The sequence below is a fragment of the Bacillus sp. B1-WWTP-T-0.5-Post-4 genome, assembly GCF_009183795.1.
GTDB lineage: Bacteria > Bacillota > Bacilli > Bacillales > Bacillaceae_G > Bacillus_A > Bacillus_A cereus.
In genome coordinates, this window is the sequence record NZ_WEIJ01000004.1 from 20,657 (window position 1) to 46,929 (window position 26,273).

Sequence of the window (26,273 nt, forward strand, 5' to 3'; positions counted from 1 at the left end):
CATTTACTTGAAAGGTCTTTTTCTCTATCTCATTTTACCGCTCCATACAGCTTCTCTATCTCATGCTCAATTTGTTTTACATCGATTCGCTCAAATAGTGGCTGCACACCATCAATTCTACTTGGCAACGTATTTTGAGGTGCCCAATTTCGTTCCACAATCGACAATGTGTTTCGAACTCTTTCACTTGAAAATGGTAAAAATGGTTCAAGGAGATGGGCAAAATTAGCGATAAGATACACACAGTTATAAATCGTTTCTTCACATGAAACTGGATCATCTTCTCTTTGTTTCCAAGGCTGCTTTTCATCAAAATATTTATTTGCAAAACGTACTGCATCAAATATTGTTTCTAACGCCACCTTAAATTTAGTTTGCTCAATCGCCTCTCCTACATGTTTATATAATCCTTCTACTTTATCTTTCAGCTCTACCTCAATACTTCCCTTCGGCACGATACCACCATAATATTTTTCAATAAACTTTAATGTCCGGTTCACAAAGTTCCCGTATGCACCTAACAATTCACTATTATGACTGTAAATAAATTCCCGCCATGAAAAATCAGTATCGCGATTTTCTGGTGCGTTGACGGTTAAAAAGTAACGAATAGAATCTGGATCATAGCGTTCTAATATGTCAGGCACCCATACTGCCCAATTTTTACTTGTAGATAATTTTCTTTTTTCAACTGTTAAATATTCATTCGAAACGATATGACGCGGGATTGCTTCCTCCCCTATTCCAAGTAATACCGCTGGCCAAATGACGGAATGAAACGGAATATTATCCTTTCCGTGCACATAATATGTTTTCGCTTCTCTATCCCAAAACTCTTGATCATCTTTCCCTGTTTCTTCAGCCCAATGTTTACTCGCTGAATAATAGCCTGTCACTGCTTCAATCCATACGTAAATTTTCTTATCTTCATACCCTTCTACTGGAATTGGTACTCCAATTGGTAAATCACGTGATACGGCCCTATCTAGTAATCCTTCCTTTACATATCTCTCTGTTAGTTGAATCGCATTGTCGCGCCATGTCCCTGTTTGTTTGGCAATTTCTACAGCCCTTTTAATTTGCTGCTGAAATGTATGCAATGCAAAATAGAAATGCTCTGTTTCCTCTACAGATGGCGTACTACCACATAACTTACATTTCTTTTCTAACAAATCGAGAGGATCTAAAATAGCAGAACAAGCATCGCATTGATCTCCTCTTGCTGCTTCATGGCAATGTGGACATATTCCTTCTACATAACGATCCGGTAAAAACTGCGTACACGTTTCACAATACGCTTGTTCCACTGTTTTTTTATAAATATGTCCTTCTCCTAATAAACGTAAAAAAACATTTTGAACTGTTTCATGATGGTGCTCACTATCTGTACGTGTATAGCAATCATAAGTAAAACCAAGGCTACGAAAACATCGCTGGAACTCTTCATGATACTTATCAGCAATTTCTTTCGCTGTCACACCTTCTTGTTTTGCTCTAATTGCAATAGGTGTTCCATTACAATCACTCCCTGAAACATACAGCACATTCTCACCTTTTGCCCTGTAATAACGCGCTAAAATATCTCCAGGTAACAAACTCGCAATATGGCCAAGGTGTAACGAACCATTTGCATACGGCCAAGCGCCTCCAATAAAAATACTCATCTTACATTCCTCCTTTTAAATATAAAAAGCCCCGCCCTTATCTTAAAAAAGATAAGGGCGGGGCTGTATAAACAGTCGCGGTACCACCTTATTTCGCCAATTACTCACATAATTAGCCTTAACAAGTACGGAGCTATGTGCTCTTATACTGTGGTTTTGATAACGAGTACCAACTCTCGTCGCCGCCTACTATTATCATTTGATAAGTTCAGGACGAAGCTCAAAGGCCATTGTTCAAATGAATATTCTTGCTTCTTCTCAGCTACCGAAGCTCTCTGGAAAGAATGTGTTCATCCTACTTTTCCTTTTCAACGCTTTTACGTATAACAAGTATTTTACGACTTAATCACAGAAAAATCAAACTTTTATCCAGAACGAAAAGGAAATCCCATCCTCCCGCCGAATACCTATACGTTCACAAAAGGAGTGATAACATTGAACCAAAAACAACTAAGCACTATAAATGAAAAAAGCTGGAATACAGCTGCTTATGAAGCTTGGACGAATCGCCATGGGGCACCGGAGGATTATGCGAAAAAAATCATGGAAGATCCCACACGCGAAGTAGCACATTATTTACCTTACATACAATCTCCAAAAGGAAAATGTATTATTAATTTACTCGGCTCAAAAGGAAATAAAGCTGTTGCTCTCGCTCTTTTAGGCTCTGACGTAACAGTTGTTGATATTTCAGCAAGTAATGCAAAATATGCAAATGAACTTGCGGACGCAGCAGGTGTCTCTATCCAGTATGTCGTTTCTGATGTATTAAATGTGCAGCTCTCCGAATCATTTGATATCGTATTGCTGGAACTTGGTGTACTCCATTACTTTCTAGATTTAAAACCACTCTTTCAAAAAATTGCTCCTTTACTTAAGCGAGATGGAATGCTTATCCTTCGTGACTATCATCCTGTTTACACGAAATTATTAGGAGTCGACCACCCATCATTTCAGGCCAATGGAAATTATTTTGATGAAGAATTGATTGAAGATGATGTTGCTTATAGCATCCTTCTTACAGAAGCACAGAAAGAATCGCTACCTAAAACAACCATCCGTCGCTGGACGCTAGGAGAAATTATTACAACACTTGCGGAAGAACATTTTAAAATCGAAAAACTAGTTGAAGAACATGGATCTCATCAAAGATGGGTCTTTCCTTCTACTGCACCAGAAGGAATCGAAGAACGTATCCCTGGTCTATATACAATAATTGCGACAGCATGCAAAAAAGGATCCCTTCACGGATAGGATCCTTTTTGCATGCTCACGCATATAAGTTGAGGTTGGAGATTACCATAATTCTGTAGAATAGGACACAAGATATTTCAACATTTCGTCTCTGACTTACGTCGTCAAAAAGGGGTATGACCAACATAACGAAGAGTAATGTTTCCGGTTGATACTGATAATCGTTATCAACTAATTAGAAGTATACATGATGTCATTTCAAATTTCAATAGCATTTCTAATATTTATTTATGAATTTTATGATATGCAAATGTATACATTTTAAGAACTTTTTCTAATATCAATCTGACTCCTTCCATTATCTGCTATAATTTTCATTGAACAGATTAATAACTTCATAATAATGTTTTTATTAATTTTGTTTTAAATATCTATAAATCATAATAAATAGTTTAAATGAGGGTAGGGGTAACGATGAAATATGTTAGTATTCGAAAAAAACTACTGTTCACACTCTTAAGCATTTCTTCTTTATTTAGCATTGCTCTTATTGTTATTCTTTCATTCGCCATGAATCAAGCAAGTGAAATCAAAACGTTAAAAAATGATGTATCAAAAAGAGCGACGATTTTAAAAGAACGTGGCGATTGGTTCCAAGCACAAGTTGCTGGTTTACAAGAATATTTGCTATCACATGATCAAAAAGGATTAGATAAGTTCAATCGAGAAGGGAAAAAATTAGCTGATACTAGAGAGAAAGTAACAAGTGACAAGAAGCTCCCAGAAGGAATGAAAGAAGCTATTTTAATGGGGGGAAAATGGCGTAGCGTCATAGATAATGAGGTACTACCTCTTGCGCGTGAAGGAAAATGGGACGAAGCATCCAAAATTGCTTTAGCACAAACAGATTATGTAAATGATCTTTTAGGTCGTTTTAATAAATATACAAATGAAGAGAATGAGAAACGTGACGCATTAATTGCTGATGTCGAGTCTTCTTCATCACTTATTCAATATATTATTTTCTTCTCACTCATTACATGTACATTAACGTCTATCTTATTAGCATGGTGGTTCTCTGGTAAACTCGTTAAACCAATTCGACAAATTGATGAGAAGTTAAAAGAATTAGCTTCTCAAGATGGAGATTTAACGGCTAGATTACACGTAACAAGTAAAGATGAAATTGGTGACATTGCAAATTCCTTTAATCAAATGCTCACTAACTTACAGCATATAATAAAACAAGTTCAACAAACATCAACAAGTGTAAAAGAAGCTTCCGAAAATGTATTTATCGAAACAACCGCTTCTATGGAAAATACCGCAAGAACCCAAGAAACTATGAATGCTCTTGAACACAATATTCGTTCACAAGTTTCTAGCATTGAAGAAAGTTCAACCGCAATGGATGACATGGCAACGAGTGTTCAGCGTATCGCTGAGTCCGCCTCTTCTGTTACTAGTTTAGCTGTCACAACTTCAGAAAAAGCAGATGATGGGAATAAAGTCATTGAGAAATCTATTACACAAATGCATACAATTAACGAAGCTGTTAACGCTACATCACAAGTAGTTGAGCGACTCATTACACATACAAATCATATAGATACTGCACTTCAATCTATTTCGAATATCGCCGACCAAACAAATTTACTCGCTTTAAATGCTTCTATTGAAGCAGCTCGTGCTGGTGAACATGGAAAGGGATTCGCTGTTGTTGCCGATGAAGTTCGAAAACTTGCTGAACAATCTCAACTAGCCGCAACTGACATTAACCATTTACTTCATCAAATTCAAGCTGATACAAAAATAGCAAATGACATGATGACACAAGGTCAAACAGAAGCTTCTGAAGGAATTACGGTTATTCGTACCGCCGGATCTTCATTCTCAGAAATTGTTAACCACATTAACAAAGTCTCTACACAAATGCAAGAAATGTCTGCAACTGCTGAAGAGATGGCTGCAAGCTCTGAAGAAATGAACGCAGCTTTAAATAATATCGCTTCTATTTCAAACGAAGTTGCTGCAGAAACATCACAAACAGCGCATTCGGCTGGTGATCAAGTAAACAAAATGAGTATCGTGGCTAAAAAATCATCTGAAATGAAAACAATCGTACAAGAACTTGAAGTTCTCGTCTCTCATTTCAAAACAAACGCTTAAAGTGAAAATGACACGAGCTCAAAGGTATAGGAATGAAAGTTTTACAGGCTCTCTTTTTTCACTTTAAAATATCTCTTTCTATCTCTCATTCCGTCTGCTATAATTCCTAAAGGAAATAAGAAAGCTTTATTCCAACTGGAGTAAAGCTTTCTTTCAATTTTTTACATTTATTAATTCTAATACTAAGATTTCACAAAGGAGGCTTTTAATCATATGAATTTTGTAAGTATCAGAAAAAAACTTATGTTCATGATGGGAACGATTTGCGCTTTATTTGGTATCGCCTTAGCATTTATTTTATTTTTTGCTATTGACCAATCTCGTAAAGCTGAAACATTACAAAAAGAAATTTCTCCACTGGCAACAGAATTGAAAGAGCGTGGAGATGCTTATCAAGTACAGCTATCTGCTTTAAGAGGTTATTTACTACAACATGATCAAGTCGAATTAGACAAGTTTAATGAGATGAGTAAACGTCTTGAGGATTCAAAAGATAAACTTCTTTCTAATCCAAATCTTTCTTCGTCCGTAAAAAGCACAATGGAATTAGGGTCTACTTGGAGAAAGTTCGTTGAAGAAAAAGTATTCACTCTTGCAAAAGAACAAAAATGGGAAGAAGCTTTACAAGTAGCTTCTTCAGAAAACGGAACGGTCTATAAAGTAATTGGTGACTTCACAAATTACAGTAATGAACAAGCTAAATTACGTGAACAATCTATTGAACAAATTGATCAATCTTCACTAGGAATTGAATATGCAGTCTTTCTATCACTTGTTATTTGTATTGTCGTTGCAATTATTCTTGCATGGTGGTTCTCTGGTAAACTTGTGAAACCAATTCAACAAATTGATACAAAACTAAAAGAATTAGCCTCTCAAGAAGGTGACTTAACGGCACGTCTACAAGTAAATAGCAACGATGAAATAGGTGCTATCGCAACATCATTTAATAAAATGTTAGAAAACCTACAACATATTATTAATCGTGTTCAAAAAACATCAGTGGAAGTACAAACCGCTTCTGAAAATATGCTAGAAAAAACGAATACATCACGTGAGGCGACATTAAGAGTCCAAAGCTCGATGTCCAACTTAAATGCAAGTATTCAATCACAAACTTCTAGTATGGAAGAAAGTTCAACTGCAATGGATGATATGGCAGTAAGTGTTCAGCGCATTGCTGAATCTGCTTCATCTGTAGCGGAACTTGCTGTTGCCACATCTGAACATGCTAGCGATGGAAGTACCGTTATCCAAAAATCTGTTTCACAAATGACAACAATACACGAAGCTGTAAATGCTACGTCAGAAGTGGTTGAACGTCTAATCACTCATACAAAATATATTGATACTGCTGTACAATCTATTTCTAATATTGCTGAGCAAACAAACTTACTTGCTTTAAATGCTTCTATTGAGGCAGCTCGTGCTGGGGAGCAAGGAAAAGGATTTGCTGTCGTAGCTGACGAAGTTCGAAAGCTTGCTGAACAATCTAAAACAGCTGCAACAGACATTAATCAATTACTACATCAAATTCAAAATGATACAGAAACTGCTAGCTCTATGATGTCTCAAGGCCGTTCTGAAGCATTTGAAGGTATCAATGTTATTCGTGAAGCTGGTACTTCTTTCACAACAATTGTGGAACAAGTAAATAAAGTATCTACTCAAATGCAAGATATATCAGCAACTGCTGAAGAAATGGCTGCAAGTGCTGAAGAAATGAATGCTTCACTTAATAACATCGCTTCTATCTCTACTGAAGTATCGAGCGAAACTGCCGCAACGGCACAATCTGCTGAACAGAAAGTTATTGTTATGAATGAAATGACAGTAACTGCTAGAAAAATGAAACAAACAGTTGAAGAGTTAGATCAACTCGTATCTCATTTTAAAACAGAATAGATGTTCAAAAAATATCCCTTCTTTGAAAGAGGGATATTTTTTTGAGCTCATTTCCTGCACATTATGCTCATTTCCGTTATAATGAGAATCGATATCATTAAAGTGTAGGAGGGGCTGCTTATGTCACAAGAAGCATTTGAAAATAAATTACTTGCCAATTTAGAGGCTGTTATTGACCCTGAACTAGGTGTTGATATCGTTAATCTTGGATTAGTTTATGATGTTACAGCAGATGAAAATAATAATGCTGTCATTACGATGACTATGACTTCTATCGGTTGTCCAATGGCTGGGCAAATCGTATCAGACGTTAAAAAAGTATTATCAACAAACGTACCTGAAGTTAATGAAATAGAAGTAAATGTCGTTTGGAATCCACCGTGGTCGAAAGAACGTATGTCACGTATGGCGAAAATCGCATTAGGTATTCGCGACTAAATAAAGTGGAAATTTCATCATTTGCGGATAGCGGGATAAAGAAAAGACCTGACTAGGATGTCAGGTCTTTTCTCTTATTATTTTACACCTACTGCATCATAAGCTTTCGTTACAGCTTGTACAGCTTTAGAGTTTTTACCATATAAATCTTCAGCTGACTGAAGAGCAGCTTGACGCATCATTTTGAAGTCAGAGTTTGCAGTTAAATATTTCGTAAGAGCACGGTAGTAAATTTTTTCTGTCGCTTCACGGCCCACTCCAGTTACTTTCACGCCGTAATGATCTCCGCCTTCAGATACTAAATATGCAGCTTTATTGTTAATACTGCTGTTAATATGAACACCACCATTATCAGCTGTTCCAGTATAACGTTTACTATAGTGATCTGGGTAACCTTCACTTGGTTTTAATGGATTTGGAATAGACGCTGGGTCTTTAAGAGAGCGAAGTGCATCACCAGGTTTATCAGGTGTATAAATATCAGCACCTAAATCCCAGCTCTTCTTCTCAACCATAACACCCATAATATCAGATAACGATTCATTTAACGCCCCTGACTCATTTTTGTAAACAAGGTTTGCTGTATGTTCAGTTACAGCATGCGTTAATTCGTGACCGATAACATCAAGTCCAGCAGATAATGGAATGAACGTTTTTCCATCGCCATCACCGTACATCATTTGCACACCATTCCAAGCTGCGTTATTCCAAGCTGTACCTACGTGAACAGTTGAAATAAGCTTCGCACCTTTATCATCGAAAGAGTTACGATTAAATGTCTTTTTGTAGTAATCATATACTTTTCCTGCATTTACATGCGCATCAACTGCAGCTTTATCTTCGAAGAACTTAGATTTACTTTCAACTTCTTCTCCTGTATATCCAAGCCATTGTGAGAATAAATTAAACCAGTTCTCGTCCATATTTTCTGCATCAAATGTATGAACACCTTGTCCTCGTTTACCATCAAACAAGTTGAATTGTCCTGTTTTCGTATCTTGAGCAATTTCAAATGATTGTCTAGCACCTAATACTCCGTAACCAAATCCAGTAATGTTATCTACAGCGTTATATTTCTCAATAACATTTCCATTCGTTGCATCAACAAAATAATGCCAATATCCTGGAGCTGGTTTTGAAATCGATGCCTTAACTAAGTATGCAAGGTAGTAATTACCGTCCTTTTCATATACAAATAAATCTTTTTTCACACCGTCATAACTCTTTACTTTACCAATTTCTTTCTCAATATCTGCCTTTGCAATTGTTTCTGCTTGTTCCGCAGTAATGCTTGCAGCTGCAGGAATATTTTTATCATCTAAATTCGGAATAACTTGTCCGAAGAATGCTTTTACATTATTCTCTTTATCAAGTGTAACAGTTTGATCAGAACCGTACACAGGAATGTTATTATGTTTCTCAACTAGCTTCACATGTGTCGTATCAGATTCAGCGTCTTTTTCTTCCCCAACGATATTAAAATGCTTTTCAATATTTCCTGCTAATTTAAACATATCTTTCTTACTCTCTAAGTATTGAAAGACTGTCTCTTTTTTATCTAGTCCTTCCGGTGCTTTCCATTCTTCACCTATGTATGCAGGTGTTTTAAATTCTTGATGATATTGAATTTTTTGTTCTTCCGCTTTCGTTGTCGTTGCCCCAAACGCTCCAAATCCCCCGGCGATAACAGTTAACGCTAATGCTGATGAAATGACTTGCTTTTTCACTATAACATTCCCCATTCCCATAAAGATTTTTGACACTTTTATACAATTCTTATTTTCCCAGCCGATACCTCTACCAAAAATTTGAGAAACATTTTTCAGATAATTCCAATCAAAAAAAGAAGACATCTATCGGATGTCCTCTTTTCTATAAACCTTTTATTGTTTTTTCAATTCAATTGCTAAATAGTGTGATTGCTCTTTCGCTTGAATGTGAATATCTTCTTCTACCGCTTCTGCTGCATCCCGCATAACAAACGTTTCACCATTTATTACACTGCTTCCTTCAATTTGTACAAGGTACAATTGACGGCCTTCTTTCACTGGAAAATGAATTTCTTTTCCAGCCTCTAATGATAAAGAATATAAATTCGCATCTTGGTGAATTTGAATTGGTGCATTTCCTTCTACTGAAGATACCATATGGAACCATTCATTTTTACGCTTGCTCCAATCAAATTTAAACTCACCATAGTTTGGTTTATGATCTGCGCGGTCTGGTAAAATCCAAATTTGTAATAAACGCAGCGTTTCATCGCCTAAATTATGCTCGCTATGAAATACACCCGTGCCAGCACTCATATATTGAACATGTCCACGCTCAATCGTTCCGCGATTTCCCATGCTGTCTTCATGTGTTAAAGCACCATCTACAACGTAAGAAATAATCTCCATATCACGGTGCGGATGCATATCAAAACCAGTTTGTGCCGCTACTAGATCATCATTAATAACACGTAACGATCCGAAGCTCATGTTATTTGGATTGTAGTAATTGGCAAAAGAAAAATGAAAATGTGTATTTAACCAACCATGATTTGCTCTGCCCATATTTTTATGATCAACTTTTCTAAACATATCCTTCACCTCATACTATCTCGAATTCGAGATTTATTTTAAAATTTTTTTCTTACTGTAACTTTTTTAGTAGTGTTAATAATTGATTTTGTTCTTCTATATTTAAATTATGAAACTTCTCTGCTTGGAACGTTTCTTGAGGTGGAACAATTTCCTCATATAAAGCTCTGCCCTTTTCTGTTAACGAAATATATTTCGTAGTACCCTCTTGCTCACGATGAATCCACTCAAGCTGCTCCATTTTATTTAAAAGCTGCGTCACATTTCCTTTCGTAACAAATAGCTTATTCCCAAGTTCTTGCTGCGTTAAACGATTATGTCCTCCAACTTGAGCTAACACATCAAACTGGGCGGCAGATATATTCCATTTTTTCAAATGCTGATTCGTCTCACGAATACTCTTATTATAAAAGCGTGACAAACGAAACCATAATAGTAGCCCTAGTCTATCTTCTGTTTTCATTTCATCACCTCGCTCGTTTCATATCATTAGTTTAGAACTAAACTTAATAAAAGTCAAATACTTATTTTTAATAAGCATAAAAAGCACAGCGCTATTTCTCCACTATGCTTTACATTAACTTTCTACTCTTATATTCATCTAATTTCCTCTCCGCGAACTTCCTCGCATCTTTTTCAATCCACCGCTCTTCGTACCGTTCACTTCCCACATACAATATATCTCTCTTATGCTGCATCGCATGGCGGAATTCATGCAGTAGCGTTTTGAGAACTTGCTCATACTCTTCCCACATACAAACGAAAATTAATTGCTTTTCTTTATGATAAAAACCACCTACCGGGAATAGGAACTCTTCTTCCTCTTCCCCTAATGATAGAAGCACATCATTTGCATCACACGTATCACAAAAAATAACGGGCGTTTTACATACTTCAATAAGAGAAAACAAATCCTCTCTCAACTTTTTGACATCCCAAGGAAGCTCCGAATCCAACACATACCAATTCTCTACCTGTTGATATACATTTTGAAACTGGAGTTCCATTTCTCTTTATTCCCCTTTCCAAGCACCCTTTTTCTATATGTATGCCACAATATGGTAAATATTAAACGTATTCTTTCATCCTTGAAAAAATGCCAATAAAAAAGGAATCTACGTCGACATAGATTCCTTTTCTGTAATCACTTTTTTTTCATCATTTTTTTTAATACAAAATAACCAAGTGCACAAACAATAGCAGCAAGTGCAAAGTATTTCACATATGGCCCCGCAACTTTATTAATACTTTCCCACTCTGTTCCTAATTTAAAACCTAAATATACAAACACAATTGACCACGGAATAACAGCTAATGTAGTTAGCGTAATAAACTTAGCATGTGACATTTTCGCAATACCCGCTGGTATCGAAATAGCATGACGCACAACCGGAATAAAACGTGCGGTAAAGATAACGCCAATTCCATAACGATTAAACCAATCTTCAGCATAATCAATATGTTTCTTCTGAATTAAAATATATTTTCCATATCGCTCAAGAACAGGTCTTCCTCCATATCGACCAATCCAATAAATGAATAGTTGTGCAATTACACCACCAATTGTACCGAACGCGACAGCGCCCCAAAATGTAATGCTTCCTGTTGATACTAAATAACCTGCATAAGACAATACGATTTCACTTGGAATAACCTCTAGCATTAATCCAAGCATAATTCCCCAATAACCAAGTCCTTCTAAAAAAACTAAAACCGAATGAATCAACTCTCCTAACATCATTTACCTCTCTTTACTGTTTTCATTACAAAAATAAAAGTACAAGCAGGAAATATCTTGTACTTTTATTTTTTTCAATTTAGTTAGTCTTCGTATCCCACTTAAAGATTTTATTTAAGAATTTATATACATTCTTCGACTCTTTTGTCAGAAGTGGGCCTAAAATGGATAGTATAAGCACGTATAGTGCTGAGAATGGTTTCAGTACTGACATTAAGCCACCGGCGATACCGATATTAGCCATAATGATGGAGAACTCTCCTCTTGAAACGATTGTTAATCCGATATTTGTTGATGCTTTATGAGATAATCCAGCTTGTCTTCCTGCGATCATTCCTGCTACAAAGTTACCGATTATCGTAAGAAGGACAGCACCTAACGTTAACCATATCGCTCCGCCTAATGAGAACGGATCAATACTTAACCCGAAGCTGAAGAAGAAAATAGCTCCGAAAAAGTCTCTAAATGGAACAACAAGATGTTCAATTCGGTCACTATGCTCTGTCTCAGAGAAAACTAATCCTAGAAGAAGTGCTCCAATTGCTTCTGCAACGTGAATTGTTTCTGAAAAACCAGCAATGAAGAATAAAGAAGCAAATACTACAATAATAAAGATTTCATCTGAGCTAATATTGAGCAATTTATTTAATAACGGCGTAGCCTTTCTAGCTACTATAAAGAATAGAAGCATATATCCTAAAGCAATTCCAATTGAAGTAAGGGCACCTAAGAAGGAAGCGTGATCTCCAAGTACTAAACCAGAAACAACTGATAAATATACAGCAAGGAATATATCTTCAAACATAATAATTCCTAAAATTAATTCGGTTTCATTATTACCAGTTCTTCTTAAGTCCACTAACACTTTAGCAACGATAGCGCTAGAAGAAATCGTAATAATACCCGCAATAATTAAGATTTCTAGTAATGGGAATCCCATTATAAATCCGTATAACAAACCAAGTGAAAAGTTAATTAAAATATAAATCGTTCCGCCAATCGCAATAGAGCGTCCAGATTTAATTAGTTTTTTCATTGAAAATTCTAATCCTAGATAGAATAGAAGGAATAGAACCCCAATCCGTCCAAGGAAGGAAATTACACTTGCACTTTCAATAAATTTGAGATCGATAACACCTATTGTCGGTGCATGCGGTCCTACTAACATTCCAAGAACGATTAGAAAAGGAATTACTGAGAATTTAAATTTTCCAGCAATTACTGCTGCAATTGCCACTAAAACTAAAGCTGTACCAACTTCAAAAATTAACGTATCCATCTAATCAGTCCCCCCTATTTGAAAGTAATTCATTAATGATTTTTTTTATTTCTTCTCTCTCACCTGAAACTACAAGCATATCTCCTTCTTCAATTACTGTTTCTGGTCCTGGATTAAATAGCTTCTTCATGTTCTTCTTCATAACTGCGATTATGGTTACGCTATATGTTTTTCTTATTTCAAGATCGCCAATTGTTTTTCCGATTGCTGGAGCTGTATTCTCCACTTTGAACCACTCAATCGCTAAACCTTCAAAAACCATCTCAACATTTTCTAACGCCCTAGGCTTATATACCATTCCACCTAATATTGCAGCGATTTGTCTCGCCTCTGAGTCACGTAGTGAAATACTTGAGATGCTTTCTTCATGATCTGAATCAAAATGATACATTTCTCTACGACCATCATCATGAATGACAATTACCATCTTTTCGTTACCTTTCGTAACGATTTGAAACTTATAACCAATACCTGGAAGTTCACTTTCTCTAATATTCATTTTTAGCTCCTCCATAACTTGTTTATTTTAATTTTCTGTTTTTCTGTCTTTTATTCATCCAATCAACTTTAGAAATTCTAACCACTCAGGATATTTGTGATTTGGAAATCTTTTATTGTAATAATAAGTGAGCCCTAAAAAGATACTTAAAGATGTAATGATAAAAAATATATTACTTCTCATTTTCAAACTCTCAAGGCTTACTTTCCATAAAGAATTTTCTTTCAAATTATCCCCACCTTCTCGCTTTAAATTTAGTTTTTTAAAATGTAAATAATTCTAAAAATATTACGATGTAACATAATCATAACACAAAAAAGATTTAAGTAACATAATTTTTTAGAAAAATTGATTCTCGTATATTTTTTGCATATAATTTTCTTATTACGAAAAAAAGGAAGTGTATTATATGGTTGATATCTTTAGCAGATTCCTTGAGGTAACGAATAATATTTTATGGTCATATATTCTTATTGCAATGCTAATCGGCTTCGGTCTTTACTTCTCTTTTAAATTAAAATTTGTCCAAATTACTCATTTCAGTGAGATGGTCAGCTTAATTAGTAAAGGGTTTAATCGAAAAGAAAAAAAGAAAGATAGCATCTCACCATTCCAAGCATTTTGCTTAAGTGCAGCAGCACGTATCGGTATCGGAAACTTAGCTGGTGTAGCATTAGCAATTTCAATGGGTGGACCTGGCGCAATATTTTGGATGTGGTTTATCGCAATTATCGGAGCAGCTACTAGTTTTGTAGAATGTACACTTGCGCAAATTTATAAAGTAAAAGATGGAAGTAGGTTCCGTGGTGGACCAGCATATTACATGGAAAAAGGGTTAAACAAACGCTGGATGGGCGTCTGGTTTTCACTTCTTATTACAGTTGCGTACGGATTAATTTTCAATTCAGTGCAAGCAAATACAGTAACAATAGCGTTTGAAAATGCTTTTGGACTAGAGCGAACAATCGTAGGAGCTCTATTAGCCTTATTAGTTGCAGTTATTATTTTTGGTGGCATTAAGAGCATTTCACGTATTACAGAAATGATTGTTCCGCCAATGGCAATCGTTTATATCGGCGTGGCTATTTTTGTCGTTATTAACAACTTCAGTATGTTACCAAGCATTTTCATGGAAATCTTTAACGGTGCATTCGGTTTAGACCAAGCTATCGCTGGTGGTATTGGAGCAGCAATCAAGTTCGGAATTCAGCGCGGTTTATTCGCTACAGAAGCGGGAATGGGTAGTTCTCCTAATGCAGCCGCAACATCTGATGTATCTCACCCTGTAAAACAAGGGCTTGTTCAAGCGTTAGGCGTTTTCGTAGATACATTCTTAGTATGTACATCAACAGCATTTATTGTATTATGTTCTGGGCTTTACAAAGGATCAAATTTAGAAGGTATCGAATTAACACAAAACGCATTAAGTTCACAAATTGGACCGTGGGCAAGCACTTTCTTAGCGATTATTATTTTCCTATTCGCTTTCAGTTCACTTCTAGGAAACTACTATTATGGTGAAACAAATATCGCATTCATTAAAGAAAGCAAAACATGGCTAATGATTTATCGCGTTGCAGTTGTCGGAATGGTATTCTTCGGATCAATCGCTGCTCTTAAAACAGTTTGGAGTTTAGCTGATTTATTCATGGGACTAATGGTATTCACAAACTTAATTGCCATCTCATTCCTTAGCAAATTTGCTTACGCTGCATTAGTAGACTATTTGAAGCAAAAGGAACAAGGAAAAGATCCTGTCTTCGTTGCAAACTCTATCCCTGGCTTAAAGAATACAGAGTGCTGGGATGGGCAGGATGTAGAAGAAAAACAAAAAGCCGTTTAACAAATAAAAGCGGAAGTGGCTCGTTCAGAACAGGAGGGTGTTGGAACTCCTTCATTTGAGGCGCTTTTTGCCTCAAATGAAGGAGTGAAACAACCGACTGGTCTAGTCACCGGAGCTGGATATTAATTAAAAGCGGAGGTGACTTGCTCAGAACAGGAGGGCATTGGAGCTCCTGACGAAGAGGCGTTCTTTGCCTCACAGGAAGGCGCGAAATGACCGACTGGTCTAGTCACCGGAGCTGGATATCACTAAAAGCACAAGCGGCTCGTTTAGAACAAGAGCCATATCTCAAACAAAGGCCCTATTACTTCACCGTAATAGGGCCTTTTATTTACAAGAGTTCATAATTTGTTCAAATTAATTCCAGCAAAAGGGTTGATTTATAGAGATTACTATATTATAATTATTATAAATTAGTAATTGATATCACATAACAACTCAAAAGGAGATTGATCATAATGAACAAACAAGTAATCGAAGTATTAAACAAACAAGTAGCAGACTGGAGCGTTTTATTCACAAAACTTCACAACTTCCATTGGTACGTAAAAGGACCTCAATTCTTCACATTACACGAGAAATTTGAAGAACTTTACACAGAATCAGCTACTCACATCGATGAAATTGCAGAACGTATTTTAGCAATTGGCGGCAAACCAGTAGCAACAATGAAAGAATACTTAGAACTATCTTCTATTCAAGAAGCAGCATACGGAGAAACTGCAGAAGGGATGGTCGAAGCAATCATGAAAGACTACGAAATGATGCTAGTCGAACTGAAAAAAGGCATGGAAATCGCTCAAGACTCTGACGATGAAATGACATCTGACCTACTACTAGGCATCTACACAGAACTAGAAAAACACGCTTGGATGCTACGTGCGTTCTTGAATCAATAATAGACTTTAAAGCAGAAGCGGCTCGTTTAGAGTCGCTTTTTTATGTAATGGTCGCACTTAACGGTACACGAAATTATATCAACGATTTTTCAAATATATCGATCATAACTCGCAATATATCAACGATTTTTTCATTATATCGATCATTACCCGCAATATATCAACGATTTGACAAAGGATATCGATTTGCCGACAAATCACGACAATATCAGCGCCCCTCTCCCCTACTTTTATCAATATATTACAATCTCATCTATGTTAAAATATAGGAAACACCCTTTAGCTTTTCCAAATTCATCATTTACTACTTAAATGACGGGAGTGGTTCAGTTGAAAGACTACTTAATTAGAGCATTTTTTGCGTTAATAACAGTTGGGATTCTCTTACTTATAGCTAATATTTTCAATATACGTGTCGAGGTTAAGGACTATGCTTTCCTCGTTGTCGCAGCAATTGGTGGCGGCTGGGGTGGCTGGTACCTGTATAAAAAACAAAGCAATCAAAATGATAAAGGCATTCCAAAGTAATATGGAATGCCTCTTTTATTGCCTTCTGTAATAAATAATGAAATTCAGACCGCTAATACAACCAATCGCAATAAACATACAAAACGATTGTGGATCTCCACCTAGATTATAATCATCAACGATAAATCCGGACATAAACAACGTTATCCCGGAAACACCGATACACAATACCGAGATAAACCAAAGCGAAAATTCATTAATCAACTCTTTCTTCTGTCTCAAAACAATTAGCATAACAAGAATAGATGCTGCTAAAATACTTTTAAAAACCGGACGTAAATATACGAATTCCTCCATCTATTTCTCCTTTCCCAAAAACATTACATCTAAACATTAACATATTTAACCAAATTAAAAACACATGCCGTCTTACATTAAAACGACATGTGTTTCCGTATTTGCTATGATAGTTGCTTCCACTTCGTTCCCAAAACAGGACGCTCATAATTTTGGATTGCATGAATTAGTTTATCTGCTGTCTCAGCTGAAACGATCAATTCTTTATTCGATGGATTCATAAATCCTTCTTCCGCTGCACGTTCAACCATTTGCAAAATTGGTCCGTAAAAACCTTTTATGTTTAATAAACCAACCGGCTTATTATGTATACCAATTTGTGACCAACATACAACTTCAAATAGTTCTTCAAACGTTCCGTATCCGCCTGGAAGCGCGATAAAAGCATCCGCAAGCTCTGCCATTTTCGCTTTACGTTCGTGCATTGTTTCTACTTCAATTAATTCTGTTAATCCTGTATGTACAATTTCTCCTCGAAATAGACCGCGCGGCATAACACCTGTTACACGTCCACCTAAACGAAGAACTTCGTTTGCTACTTCTCCCATTAATCCGACACATGAACCACCGTATACGAGCTCATAGTCGTTCTCAACAAACATTTTACCTAACTGAATTGCCTGCTCTTTGAATTCTGGTCTCTCCCCTAAATTAGAACCTGCAAACACACAAATCTTTCTCATTCCTACACCCCGATACTATATATTGTTATGATACAATGAACATTGTACAACATATTGAGGAGATGAGGAAGAAATGGATATCGTTGCATTTCAAAGATGGGTTGAGGAATTTTACGAAAAACGAAGCTGGTCACAGTATAATGCCTTTATTCGCTTAAATTTCTTAACCGAGGAAGTTGGGGAAGTTTCACGAGTCGTTCGTGCTATTGAAATTGGCCGCGATCGCCCTGATGAAGAGGCGAAAACAGAAGAAGAGCTAAAACAAGAACTAAAAGAAGAACTTGGCGATGTACTATCTAACCTTATTATTCTTTCGCAAAAATATGATTTAGACTTACAAGACATTATGGACGCACACGTCACAAAGCTTTCGAAAAGGTTCGAAGTATCTAAATGAGAACATTATCAATTATGGTATAATATTCTTGTCACAATACTAAGGGGGATTTTATGTTATCAAAAAAATTGCACGACGCATTAAATGAACAAATGAACTTTGAATTTTATTCTGCCCATGCTTATATGGCAATGGCTGCTTACTGTACAGCTGAGAGCTATGATGGATTCGCTAACTTTTTCCTTGTACAAGCTGAAGAAGAACGTTTCCACGCAATGAAGCTTTACAACTATATTAATGACCGCGGAGAGCGCGCTATTATTACTGGATTTGATAATCCGAATAACGAATACGAATCTGTATTAAACGCTTTTGAAGTCGCACTTGAGCACGAGCGTGAAGTAACGAAACGTATTTATAACTTATCTGATATCGCTTGGGACGAGCGTGAACATGCAACAATTACATTCTTAAAATGGTTCGTTGACGAACAAGTTGAAGAAGAAGCTTCATTCGATAGCATCATTCAAAAATTAAAACGTATTACAAGCGATTCAAACGCACTGTTTATGCTAGATGCTGAATTAGAGAAACGTACATTTACGCCTCCAGCTGAATAATACTTTTAATCACCTTAATGAATGGATTAAGGTGATTTTTTAATTTGTTCTTTTCTAAGCTCAATAACCTTAGCCATATCCTTCTTATAAAGCCCTGCAACCTTTTCAACAAAATCACTATGAGTAAAAGTACCCTCTCCCTCTTCTACTATGTTTAAGTACCCATGTGTAAATTTCAAAAATGCTCTAGCATCTTCTCCAGTTAAATGATTAATGTTATCTATAACCTCATCAAGTTCCTTTAAAATACCCTGTTCTTTCAACCTAATTCCTCCTCTCTATATTATTTATCATACAAAAACAAAAAAGTCGTTCATCCCTCTAAGCGAGAGATAAACGACTTCTTTATTATTTATTAAAGCATAACCCCAACGATAATCGCTGATAATATACTTACTAACGTTGCACCGTATACAAGTTTTAAACCGAATGATGATACAACGTTTGCTTGTTTGCCATCGATACTCTTCGTTGCACCTGCGATAATTCCGATAGATGAGAAGTTCGCAAATGATACAAGGAAGATAGATAAAATACCTACTGTACGAGCTGATAAATCACCAGCTACTTTACCAAGATCAAGCATTGCAACGAATTCGTTCGTTACTAATTTTGTTGCCATAATTTGTCCTGCTTGTAGCATCTCTGATGTTGGAATACCCATTACAAATGCTAATGGTGAGAAGATGTATCCTAAAATGCTTTGGAATGTGATTCCGAAAATTGAATCAAATACACCGTTAATTGCTGTAATTAATGCTACGAAACCGATTAACATCGCCGCTACTGTTACAGCGATTGAGAAACCAAGCATAATATATTCGCCTAACATTTCAAAGAATGTTTGTTTCTTGTCTTCTTGTAATTCTAAAATATCGTCTTCTTCTTTTACTTCATATGGATTAATGATATGAACGATGATGAATCCACTGAATAAGTTTAATACAAGTGCTGTTACTACATATTTTGGATCAATCATTTTCATATAAGAACCGACGATTGACATCGATACTGTAGACATTGAAGATGCACAAAGTGTGTATAAACGATTTTTCGGTAATTTGCTTAGTTGATCTTTTACTGTAATGAATACTTCCCCTTGACCAACGATTGCAGCTGCTACCGCATTATATGATTCTAGTTTTCCTAAACCGTTAACTTTACTTAATAGGAAACCGACTGCACGAATGATAATCGGTAAAACTTTAATATGTTGCAGGATCCCGATTAATACTGCTAAGAAAATAATCGGTAATAATACTGTTAAGAAGAATGGTGCTTGTCCATCGTTTGCTAGACCACCAAATACGAAATTAACCCCAGCTTCCGCAAATTTTAAAATAGCGCCAAATCCATCTGCGATCCCTTTTACTAATACGAATCCGATCTTTGTATTTAGTAAGAAATACGCAAGTACCAATTGAATGACAAGCATAAGTGCAATTGGTTTATATTTAATTTTCTTACGATCTGAACTGATAAGGAAACCTAGTACAAACACTACAAGTAAACCGACTAGAAACATTACGAACTTCATATGTGAATCCTCCACTTCTCCCACGAGTTATTGGTCGTATAACGTATAACGAATGACGTCTGACCATTGTTGTTAAAAAATTTAAAACCCCTAAAACTATTCAACTGTCATCTAAAATCAGTAAGCGTTTACATAAATTGCAATTTATAAAAGGTAGCTTCTTCTCTCCTACCATACTTGAAAGTCTGAAATTGATACCACCTACAAATCAAATTGTAAGCGTTATCTAGATGAAATGCAATATAAATTTTAAAAGATTTTTATATGTTAATATATTCCTAATTAATTGGTTTTTTCATGTAAATTTACCATAAAAATAGCCCTAGCTATGAGCTAGGACCATCCTTTTTACCCCGATTGGTGAGGGCTAATAATGAGCGGGAATAAAGCCCCCACTGATTAAAGTTTCACTTTATAACATAACACCAACGATAATCGCTGATAGAATACTTACTAATGTCGCACCGTACACAAGGCGTAGACCGAATGATGATACAACATTTGATTGATTTTCATCGATACCTTTCGTTGCACCTGCGATAATTCCGATAGATGAGAAGTTCGCAAATGATACAAGGAATACAGAAAGAATACCAACTGTACGAGCCGATAAATCACCAGCTACTTTTCCAAGATCAAGCATCGCAACAAACTCGTTTGATACTAATTTTGTTGCCATAATTTGTCCCGCTGTTACCATCTCAGCTTGCGGGATACCCATTACGAATGCTAATGGTGAGAAAATATATCCTAAAATAGCTTGGAATGTAATACCGAACATGGAATCAAACAAGCTATTAATTGCTGTAATTAATGCTACGAAACCAAGTAACATCGCTGCTACTGTTATCGCGATTGTGAAACCAAGCATAATATATTCACTTAACATTTCAAAGAATGATTGTTTTTTCTTATTTTCTAATTTCAGTGTATCTTCTTCTTCTGTAATATCGTACGGGTTAATAATATGAATAATAATGAAACCACTAAATAAATTTAATACAAGTGCTGTTACTACATATTTTGGTTCGATCATTTTCATGTAAGAACCGACAATTGACATCGATACTGTCGACATGGAAGATGCACATAATGTATATAAACGATGTTTTGGGATTTTACTTAATTGATCTTTTACTGTAATAAATACTTCTGCTTGTCCAACAATAGCAGCTGCTACTGCGTTATATGATTCTAATTTCCCTAAACCATTTACTTTACTTAACAAAGTACCAATAGCACGAATAAATATTGGTAAAATTTTAAAGTGTTGCAGAATTCCGATTAAAACGGCAAAGAATACGATTGGTAATAACGCTGTTAAGAAGAATGAAACCTCTCCTTTATTAACAAGACCACCAAATACGAAAACGATTCCAGCTTCCGCATATCCAAGAAGTGCACCAAATCCATCTGAAATTCCTTTTACTAAAATATAACCAACTTGTGTATTTAATAAGAAATAAGATAATGCTAGCTGAATAATAAGCATAATTGCGATTGGTTTATACTTAATCTTCTTTCGATCGGCACTTATAAGAAAACCGAGTACAAATACAACGAGTAATCCTACAAGAAACATAACAAACTTCATTAATAAAATCCTCCATTTAACTCTTCATTAACGTTGAACGTCTGACTACTCAAAACAAGAAATAATCCGAACTTTCCATTCCCCCTCCAAAATCTTCAATCGGATAGGAAAAATCATAAAACCTCTTGTTTCAAAGGCATTTTCCATTCTAACACAAATCACAAATCATATCCGCACTTTTCTTAAAAAAATTACATTTTATTATAAAACGTCTATGAATGTTCGTCTTTTACTATCTGCAAATAGTTGAATAAAACAAAAAAAGAGCATCAAGTTTCACTTGATGCCTTTTTCATTATACCGCTTTTTCTTTATCAGCTACTGCTGGCTCATCCCAACACTCTGTATTGTTCAAACCTGGAATAGACTCCGCATAAAAGACTGGATCTTTCCCTTGTTTCTTTTGCTTAATATAATCTGATAACGCTGCGAAAGCATACTTAGAAAGGAATACAATTGCTACTAAGTTAATAACAGCCATAATTCCCATAAATAAATCTGCTAAATCCCAAACGATTTGAATTGTCGCTACAGATCCTAGCATAACCATACCAAGTACAGCAATGCGGTATGCATTTAATAACACTTTACTTCCATTTAAGAACTCAATATTTGTTTCACCATAGTAGTAGTTACCTACTAATGAACTAAATGCAAACAAGAAGATCGCAACCGCTACAAATATAGAAGCCCATGGACCGATATGTTGACTTAACGCCTGCTGCGTTAATTGAATTCCATTTAAATCAGCTGCATTATGCACATCTGATAAAAGAATAATAAATGCTGTACAACTACAAATTAATAATGTATCAGTAAATACCCCTAAAGTTTGAATGAAACCTTGTTTAACTGGGTGCGTTACGTTTGCAGTCGCTGCTGCGTTCGGCGCACTACCCATACCTGCTTCATTTGAGAATAACCCACGTTTTACCCCTAATAAAATCGCAGCTCCTAATCCTCCGCCTACTACTTCTTTAATTCCGAAAGCATGTAAGAAAATTTCTTTAAATACATATGGAATTGCCGTAATGTTTGTTACAACAACGAATAATGCCACTGCTACATAAATAATTGCCATTACTGGAACAATCATTTCAACCGCGCGAGCAATTCGTTTTACTCCACCGAAAATAATAACTGCAAGTAAACCAGCCATAACAAGACCTACTAATCTACTATCTGTTTTGAACGCCCCATCAAAGGCAGCCGCTACAGTATTAGACTGTACAGCGTTAAAAATCAATCCGAAACTTACTGTTATTAGAACAGAGAACACAACACCTAACCAGCGTTTCTTTAAACCCTTTTCCATATAATACGCTGGGCCCCCACGGAATGCATTCCCATCTTTTACTTTATAAATTTGCGCTAATGTGCTCTCTACAAATGCAGAAGCACCCCCAATTACCGCGATTAACCACATCCAAAATACTGCTCCTGGACCACCTGCTGAGATCGCAATAGCTACACCAGCTAAGTTACCAGTACCTACACGAGAAGCTGTACTCATACAAAATGCTTGAAATGATGATACACCGCTCTTCTCTTTTTGCGCTTTCCTCGTTTTCGAGCTTGCTCCATCCCCAAGCAAACGAATCATTTCACCGAAGTAACGAACTTGGACAAATTTCACACGAAATGAAAAATAGAGCCCTAACCCAATTAACATCGCAATAATGACATATGACCAAAGGATATTATTTACATCCCCAATTACCCTAGCTAAAAAATCCATATTTGCATTGCCCCCTCTTCCTAACAATAAGAAAATTATATTCTAAAAACTTTAAGTAATCAAGAACTTTATGTGAGGTTTCATGACATGAGTACGTTAACTCTTTTAACACACGTGTTTTTTTACATAAAAATATAGCTATTACATGCATTTATCCAATACTCAATCACTTATCCTCTTCGACCAGCCATACTTTTAAAACAGTACGTTCCCCACAAATAACGAGAGAAACAAACAAAAAAAGTTATATTAATAATTACCTCTCACCCTTTTCATCATTTACTACAACAAAAAAGGCGAGCATCGAATTTACCTCGATGCTCGCCTTTTCAATTACACTGCTTTTTCTTTATCTGTTACCACTGGCTTATCCCAGCACTCTGTATTCGTTAAACCAGGAATAGAATCTGCACTGAAGACTGGATCTTTCCCTTGTTTCTTTTGCCTTACATAGTCTGTTAATGCCGCGTACGCAAATCGGCCAAGAAGTGTAATCGCAATTAAGTTCGTGATTACCATTAGACCCATAAATAAGTCTGCCATATTCCATACAACTTGAAGCGTCGCAACAGAACCGAATAATACCATTCCAACTACCGCAATACGGTAAATTGTTAACCACGCTTTGCTTTGTTTAATGAATTCAATATTTGTTTCACCATAATAGTAGTTTCCTAAAAGAGAACTAAATGCAAATAAGAAAATAATAATCGCTAAGAAGCTACTTGCCCACGGGCCGATTTGTGAGCTTAATGCATTTTGCGTTAATTCAATACCTTCTAAATTCGTTGCTTTATATGCACCAGAACATAGTACGATAAATGCTGTTGATGTACATACTAAGAATGTATCTACTAAAACGCCGATCGTTTGAATAAAACCTTGTTTTGCTGGATGCGTTACATCAGCTGTTGCTGCCGCGTTCGGCGCACTACCCATACCTGCTTCGTTCGCAAATAATCCGCGCTGAATACCATATTTCATCGCAGCACCGATACCGCCACCTACAGCTGAATCTAAACCGAATGCACCTTTAAAGATTTCCGTAAACACATCTGGTATTAAATAGAAGTTTTTAATGACAACAAAAATAGCTACCGCAATATAAACAAGCGCCATTGGCGGAACAATCATTTCCGACATACGTGCAATACTTTTTACACCACCAAAAATAATAACCGCAACTAATGCAGCTAATACAATACCAACAATATAACGCTCTAAACCAAATGCATTTTCAAACGCTAATGTTACTGTATTCGCTTGTACTGAGTTAAAAATTAAACCGTAACTAACTGTAATAAGGATAGAAAACCAAATTCCCATCCAACGTTTATTTAAACCTTTTTCCATATAATAAGCAGGACCACCACGGAAGCCACTGCCATCTTTTACTTTATAAATTTGGGCAAGCGTACTTTCTACGAAACTTGAAGAAGCCCCGATAATCGCAATAACCCACATCCAAAATACAGCTCCAGGTCCTCCCATAGATATAGCTAATGCTACACCAGCTAAGTTACCGATACCAATACGAGCTGCTGAACTCATACAAAACGCTTGGAAAGAAGATACACTACCTTTTTTACGCGTCTTTCCAGTTAATCCATCACTCATTAGTCGAACCATTTCCCCTAAATGAGTAATTTGTACGAATTTCAATTTAATAGAAAAATAAAGACCTAAACCAATTAACATTGCAATAAGAATATATGACCAAAGAATTGTATTTGTTGATGAAATAAATTGCTCTAAAATATTCATACAATTAACCCCTCCTTTTCTCCATAAAACGAATTATATTTAAAAAACATTCAAAAATCAACATTTTTCGACAATTTGCAATTTCCAAATATTAGCCAGGTTCACAGTAACAATATCTTTATGACTGACTACCCTCCCTCTAACTGTGCATACTAAAACAAAAAATAAATTCACAAACAACCCTATTGACAAAAATACCAACCTGTAACTATAATGATTACAACAGGTTGTAACAAACCCAATTACAACAAATTCATTTACTTTCAGATATACACTTTAACAAAACACTTTGGAGGGATTTATTATGAAAATCGGAATTATCGGAGCAACTGGTAAAGCAGGAAGTCGTATTTTAAAAGAAGCATTGGATCGCGGACATGAAGTAACTGCAATCGTAAGAAACGCTGCAAAAATTACAGAAGACAATGTAAAAGTTTTAGAGAAAGATGTATTCTCTCTTACATCTAACGACCTGCAGGCATTTGACGTAGTTGTAAATGCATTCGGTGCTCCAGCAGGACAAGAACACCTTCACGTAGATGCAGGAAACGTACTTATTGAAGCGATGAAAGGTGCACCAAATACAAAATTACTTGTAGTTGGAGGCGCTGGAAGCTTATTTGTAGACGAAGAGAAAACAACACGTGTATTTGAGACACCAGGTTTCCCGAAAGAATACCTTGCAACAGCTCAAAACCAAGGTAAAAACTTAGAAATTCTGCAACAAACAAATGACATCACTTGGACATTCATCAGCCCTTCTGCACTATTTGCATTAGGAAAACGTACTGGTTCTTACAAAGCTGGCAAAGACAATCTTCTTGTGAACGCAAAAGGTGATAGCTACGTAAGTTACGAAGACTTCGCAGTTGCAGCACTTGATGAAATCGAAAATCCAAAACACGTAAACGAACGCTTCACAGTAGTTTCTGAAGCTGAATAATAAAAAATCTCGTAAAACATTA

At 36.0% G+C, this 26,273-nt stretch carries 25 protein-coding genes and 1 other annotated feature; of the genes, 10 read left to right on the plus strand and 15 right to left on the minus strand.

Features of this window, described 5'->3' with window-relative positions:
- Positions 1-29: 29 nt before the first annotated feature.
- Positions 30-1,664: a methionine--tRNA ligase gene (gene metG / locus GBN91_RS14350; RefSeq protein ID WP_149150019.1), complete on the minus strand. Its 1,635-nt coding sequence runs from the start codon at positions 1,662-1,664 to the stop codon at positions 30-32.
- Between the two features lie 50 nt (positions 1,665-1,714).
- Positions 1,715-1,985, minus strand: a binding site (T-box leader).
- A 114-nt stretch (positions 1,986-2,099) separates the two neighbouring features.
- Between metG and GBN91_RS14355 the strand changes: the two genes are divergently transcribed.
- From GBN91_RS14355 to GBN91_RS14370, 4 genes are all read left to right on the plus strand, one after another.
- Positions 2,100-2,918, plus strand: a complete 819-nt coding sequence (locus tag GBN91_RS14355) for a class I SAM-dependent methyltransferase (protein WP_149150020.1) — start codon at positions 2,100-2,102, stop codon at positions 2,916-2,918.
- 414 nt (positions 2,919-3,332) lie between these two features.
- Positions 3,333-5,027: a methyl-accepting chemotaxis protein gene (locus GBN91_RS14360; RefSeq protein ID WP_149150021.1), complete on the plus strand. Its 1,695-nt coding sequence runs from the start codon at positions 3,333-3,335 to the stop codon at positions 5,025-5,027.
- A gap of 213 nt (positions 5,028-5,240) precedes the next feature.
- Complete coding sequence (locus GBN91_RS14365) at positions 5,241-6,932, plus strand: methyl-accepting chemotaxis protein (RefSeq protein ID WP_016110910.1); 1,692 nt, start codon at positions 5,241-5,243, stop codon at positions 6,930-6,932.
- 120 nt (positions 6,933-7,052) lie between these two features.
- Positions 7,053-7,370 (plus strand): metal-sulfur cluster assembly factor, encoded by a 318-nt coding sequence (locus GBN91_RS14370; protein ID WP_000076422.1) that lies wholly within the window; start codon positions 7,053-7,055, stop codon positions 7,368-7,370.
- 77 nt (positions 7,371-7,447) lie between these two features.
- Here GBN91_RS14370 and GBN91_RS14375 read toward each other — a convergent pair whose 3' ends face one another.
- The 7 genes from GBN91_RS14375 to GBN91_RS14405 form a co-directional block, all read right to left on the minus strand.
- Entirely contained in the window at positions 7,448-9,097 is a 1,650-nt protein-coding gene (locus GBN91_RS14375) for a M4 family metallopeptidase (protein WP_033685825.1), read from the minus strand.
- A gap of 156 nt (positions 9,098-9,253) precedes the next feature.
- On the minus strand, positions 9,254-9,952 hold the full coding sequence (locus tag GBN91_RS14380; protein ID WP_000488964.1) for a pirin family protein: 699 nt from the start codon (positions 9,950-9,952) through the stop codon (positions 9,254-9,256).
- Between the two features lie 52 nt (positions 9,953-10,004).
- Positions 10,005-10,415 (minus strand): MarR family winged helix-turn-helix transcriptional regulator, encoded by a 411-nt coding sequence (locus tag GBN91_RS14385; protein WP_000845466.1) that lies wholly within the window; start codon positions 10,413-10,415, stop codon positions 10,005-10,007.
- Positions 10,416-10,524: 109 nt separating this feature from the next.
- A complete protein-coding gene (locus GBN91_RS14390) occupies positions 10,525-10,959 on the minus strand; it encodes a DUF3920 family protein (RefSeq protein WP_000422801.1) in 435 nt (144 codons plus the stop codon).
- 137 nt (positions 10,960-11,096) lie between these two features.
- A complete protein-coding gene (gene uptA, locus GBN91_RS14395; RefSeq protein WP_152121643.1) occupies positions 11,097-11,690 on the minus strand; it encodes an undecaprenyl phosphate transporter UptA in 594 nt (197 codons plus the stop codon).
- A 79-nt stretch (positions 11,691-11,769) separates the two neighbouring features.
- A complete protein-coding gene (locus GBN91_RS14400) occupies positions 11,770-12,969 on the minus strand; it encodes a cation:proton antiporter (protein ID WP_000380223.1) in 1,200 nt (399 codons plus the stop codon).
- 4 nt (positions 12,970-12,973) lie between these two features.
- A complete protein-coding gene (locus GBN91_RS14405; RefSeq protein ID WP_001026075.1) occupies positions 12,974-13,468 on the minus strand; it encodes a cation:proton antiporter regulatory subunit in 495 nt (164 codons plus the stop codon).
- A 409-nt stretch (positions 13,469-13,877) separates the two neighbouring features.
- Here GBN91_RS14405 and GBN91_RS14410 point away from each other — a divergent pair, with 409 nt between their 5' ends.
- From GBN91_RS14410 to GBN91_RS14425, 3 genes are all read left to right on the plus strand, one after another.
- A complete protein-coding gene (locus GBN91_RS14410) occupies positions 13,878-15,311 on the plus strand; it encodes an alanine/glycine:cation symporter family protein (protein WP_152121644.1) in 1,434 nt (477 codons plus the stop codon).
- 458 nt (positions 15,312-15,769) lie between these two features.
- On the plus strand, positions 15,770-16,210 hold the full coding sequence (locus GBN91_RS14415; RefSeq protein WP_001041895.1) for a Dps family protein: 441 nt from the start codon (positions 15,770-15,772) through the stop codon (positions 16,208-16,210).
- A gap of 330 nt (positions 16,211-16,540) precedes the next feature.
- Positions 16,541-16,738 (plus strand): hypothetical protein, encoded by a 198-nt coding sequence (locus GBN91_RS14425; RefSeq protein WP_086388925.1) that lies wholly within the window; start codon positions 16,541-16,543, stop codon positions 16,736-16,738.
- Between the two features lie 15 nt (positions 16,739-16,753).
- Here the strand turns inward: GBN91_RS14425 and GBN91_RS14430 are convergent, their stop codons facing one another.
- A complete protein-coding gene (locus GBN91_RS14430) occupies positions 16,754-17,035 on the minus strand; it encodes a hypothetical protein (protein ID WP_152121646.1) in 282 nt (93 codons plus the stop codon).
- Positions 17,036-17,139: 104 nt separating this feature from the next.
- Positions 17,140-17,718, minus strand: a complete 579-nt coding sequence (locus GBN91_RS14440) for an LOG family protein (protein WP_001225751.1) — start codon at positions 17,716-17,718, stop codon at positions 17,140-17,142.
- 73 nt (positions 17,719-17,791) lie between these two features.
- On the opposite strand from GBN91_RS14440, the gene GBN91_RS14445 reads away from it, so the two are divergent.
- Positions 17,792-18,115, plus strand: a complete 324-nt coding sequence (locus GBN91_RS14445; protein WP_000355758.1) for a MazG nucleotide pyrophosphohydrolase domain-containing protein — start codon at positions 17,792-17,794, stop codon at positions 18,113-18,115.
- Between the two features lie 53 nt (positions 18,116-18,168).
- Positions 18,169-18,675 carry a ferritin gene (locus GBN91_RS14450; RefSeq protein ID WP_000949403.1) on the plus strand — a complete coding sequence of 169 codons (507 nt, stop codon included), beginning with the start codon at positions 18,169-18,171 and terminating at the stop codon, positions 18,673-18,675.
- Positions 18,676-18,701: 26 nt separating this feature from the next.
- Here GBN91_RS14450 and GBN91_RS14455 read toward each other — a convergent pair whose 3' ends face one another.
- The 5 genes from GBN91_RS14455 to GBN91_RS14475 form a co-directional block, all read right to left on the minus strand.
- Positions 18,702-18,938, minus strand: coding sequence for a hypothetical protein (locus GBN91_RS14455; protein WP_000662911.1), 237 nt, complete (start codon positions 18,936-18,938; stop codon positions 18,702-18,704).
- Between the two features lie 92 nt (positions 18,939-19,030).
- Positions 19,031-20,212 carry a NupC/NupG family nucleoside CNT transporter gene (locus GBN91_RS14460; protein WP_086385550.1) on the minus strand — a complete coding sequence of 394 codons (1,182 nt, stop codon included), beginning with the start codon at positions 20,210-20,212 and terminating at the stop codon, positions 19,031-19,033.
- A gap of 412 nt (positions 20,213-20,624) precedes the next feature.
- Positions 20,625-21,806: a NupC/NupG family nucleoside CNT transporter gene (locus GBN91_RS14465; RefSeq protein ID WP_000673839.1), complete on the minus strand. Its 1,182-nt coding sequence runs from the start codon at positions 21,804-21,806 to the stop codon at positions 20,625-20,627.
- Positions 21,807-22,101: 295 nt separating this feature from the next.
- Positions 22,102-23,544 (minus strand): alanine/glycine:cation symporter family protein, encoded by a 1,443-nt coding sequence (locus GBN91_RS14470; RefSeq protein ID WP_000346408.1) that lies wholly within the window; start codon positions 23,542-23,544, stop codon positions 22,102-22,104.
- 333 nt (positions 23,545-23,877) lie between these two features.
- Positions 23,878-25,308: an alanine/glycine:cation symporter family protein gene (locus tag GBN91_RS14475; RefSeq protein ID WP_006918775.1), complete on the minus strand. Its 1,431-nt coding sequence runs from the start codon at positions 25,306-25,308 to the stop codon at positions 23,878-23,880.
- 304 nt (positions 25,309-25,612) lie between these two features.
- Here GBN91_RS14475 and GBN91_RS14480 point away from each other — a divergent pair, with 304 nt between their 5' ends.
- A complete protein-coding gene (locus GBN91_RS14480) occupies positions 25,613-26,251 on the plus strand; it encodes an NAD(P)-dependent oxidoreductase (protein ID WP_152121647.1) in 639 nt (212 codons plus the stop codon).
- Positions 26,252-26,273 lie beyond the last annotated feature (22 nt).

Bases quoted from the DNA above. Each gene is read 5' to 3' on its own strand.
- metG (WP_149150019.1), bottom strand. From the start codon at position 1,664: ATGAGTATTTTTATTGGAGGCGCTTGGCCGTATGCAAATGGTTCGTTA.
- GBN91_RS14360 (WP_149150021.1), top strand. From the start codon at position 3,333: ATGAAATATGTTAGTATTCGAAAAAAACTACTGTTCACACTCTTAAGC.
- GBN91_RS14365 (WP_016110910.1), top strand. From the start codon at position 5,241: ATGAATTTTGTAAGTATCAGAAAAAAACTTATGTTCATGATGGGAACG.
- GBN91_RS14370 (WP_000076422.1), top strand. From the start codon at position 7,053: ATGTCACAAGAAGCATTTGAAAATAAATTACTTGCCAATTTAGAGGCT.
- GBN91_RS14380 (WP_000488964.1), bottom strand. From the start codon at position 9,952: ATGTTTAGAAAAGTTGATCATAAAAATATGGGCAGAGCAAATCATGGT.
- GBN91_RS14385 (WP_000845466.1), bottom strand. From the start codon at position 10,415: ATGAAAACAGAAGATAGACTAGGGCTACTATTATGGTTTCGTTTGTCA.
- GBN91_RS14390 (WP_000422801.1), bottom strand. From the start codon at position 10,959: ATGGAACTCCAGTTTCAAAATGTATATCAACAGGTAGAGAATTGGTAT.
- uptA (WP_152121643.1), bottom strand. From the start codon at position 11,690: ATGTTAGGAGAGTTGATTCATTCGGTTTTAGTTTTTTTAGAAGGACTT.
- GBN91_RS14400 (WP_000380223.1), bottom strand. From the start codon at position 12,969: ATGGATACGTTAATTTTTGAAGTTGGTACAGCTTTAGTTTTAGTGGCA.
- GBN91_RS14405 (WP_001026075.1), bottom strand. From the start codon at position 13,468: ATGAATATTAGAGAAAGTGAACTTCCAGGTATTGGTTATAAGTTTCAA.
- GBN91_RS14410 (WP_152121644.1), top strand. From the start codon at position 13,878: ATGGTTGATATCTTTAGCAGATTCCTTGAGGTAACGAATAATATTTTA.
- GBN91_RS14415 (WP_001041895.1), top strand. From the start codon at position 15,770: ATGAACAAACAAGTAATCGAAGTATTAAACAAACAAGTAGCAGACTGG.
- GBN91_RS14430 (WP_152121646.1), bottom strand. From the start codon at position 17,035: ATGGAGGAATTCGTATATTTACGTCCGGTTTTTAAAAGTATTTTAGCA.
- GBN91_RS14440 (WP_001225751.1), bottom strand. From the start codon at position 17,718: ATGAGAAAGATTTGTGTGTTTGCAGGTTCTAATTTAGGGGAGAGACCA.
- GBN91_RS14445 (WP_000355758.1), top strand. From the start codon at position 17,792: ATGGATATCGTTGCATTTCAAAGATGGGTTGAGGAATTTTACGAAAAA.
- GBN91_RS14450 (WP_000949403.1), top strand. From the start codon at position 18,169: ATGTTATCAAAAAAATTGCACGACGCATTAAATGAACAAATGAACTTT.
- GBN91_RS14460 (WP_086385550.1), bottom strand. From the start codon at position 20,212: ATGAAGTTCGTAATGTTTCTAGTCGGTTTACTTGTAGTGTTTGTACTA.
- GBN91_RS14465 (WP_000673839.1), bottom strand. From the start codon at position 21,806: ATGAAGTTTGTTATGTTTCTTGTAGGATTACTCGTTGTATTTGTACTC.
- GBN91_RS14470 (WP_000346408.1), bottom strand. From the start codon at position 23,544: ATGGATTTTTTAGCTAGGGTAATTGGGGATGTAAATAATATCCTTTGG.
- GBN91_RS14475 (WP_006918775.1), bottom strand. From the start codon at position 25,308: ATGAATATTTTAGAGCAATTTATTTCATCAACAAATACAATTCTTTGG.
- GBN91_RS14480 (WP_152121647.1), top strand. From the start codon at position 25,613: ATGAAAATCGGAATTATCGGAGCAACTGGTAAAGCAGGAAGTCGTATT.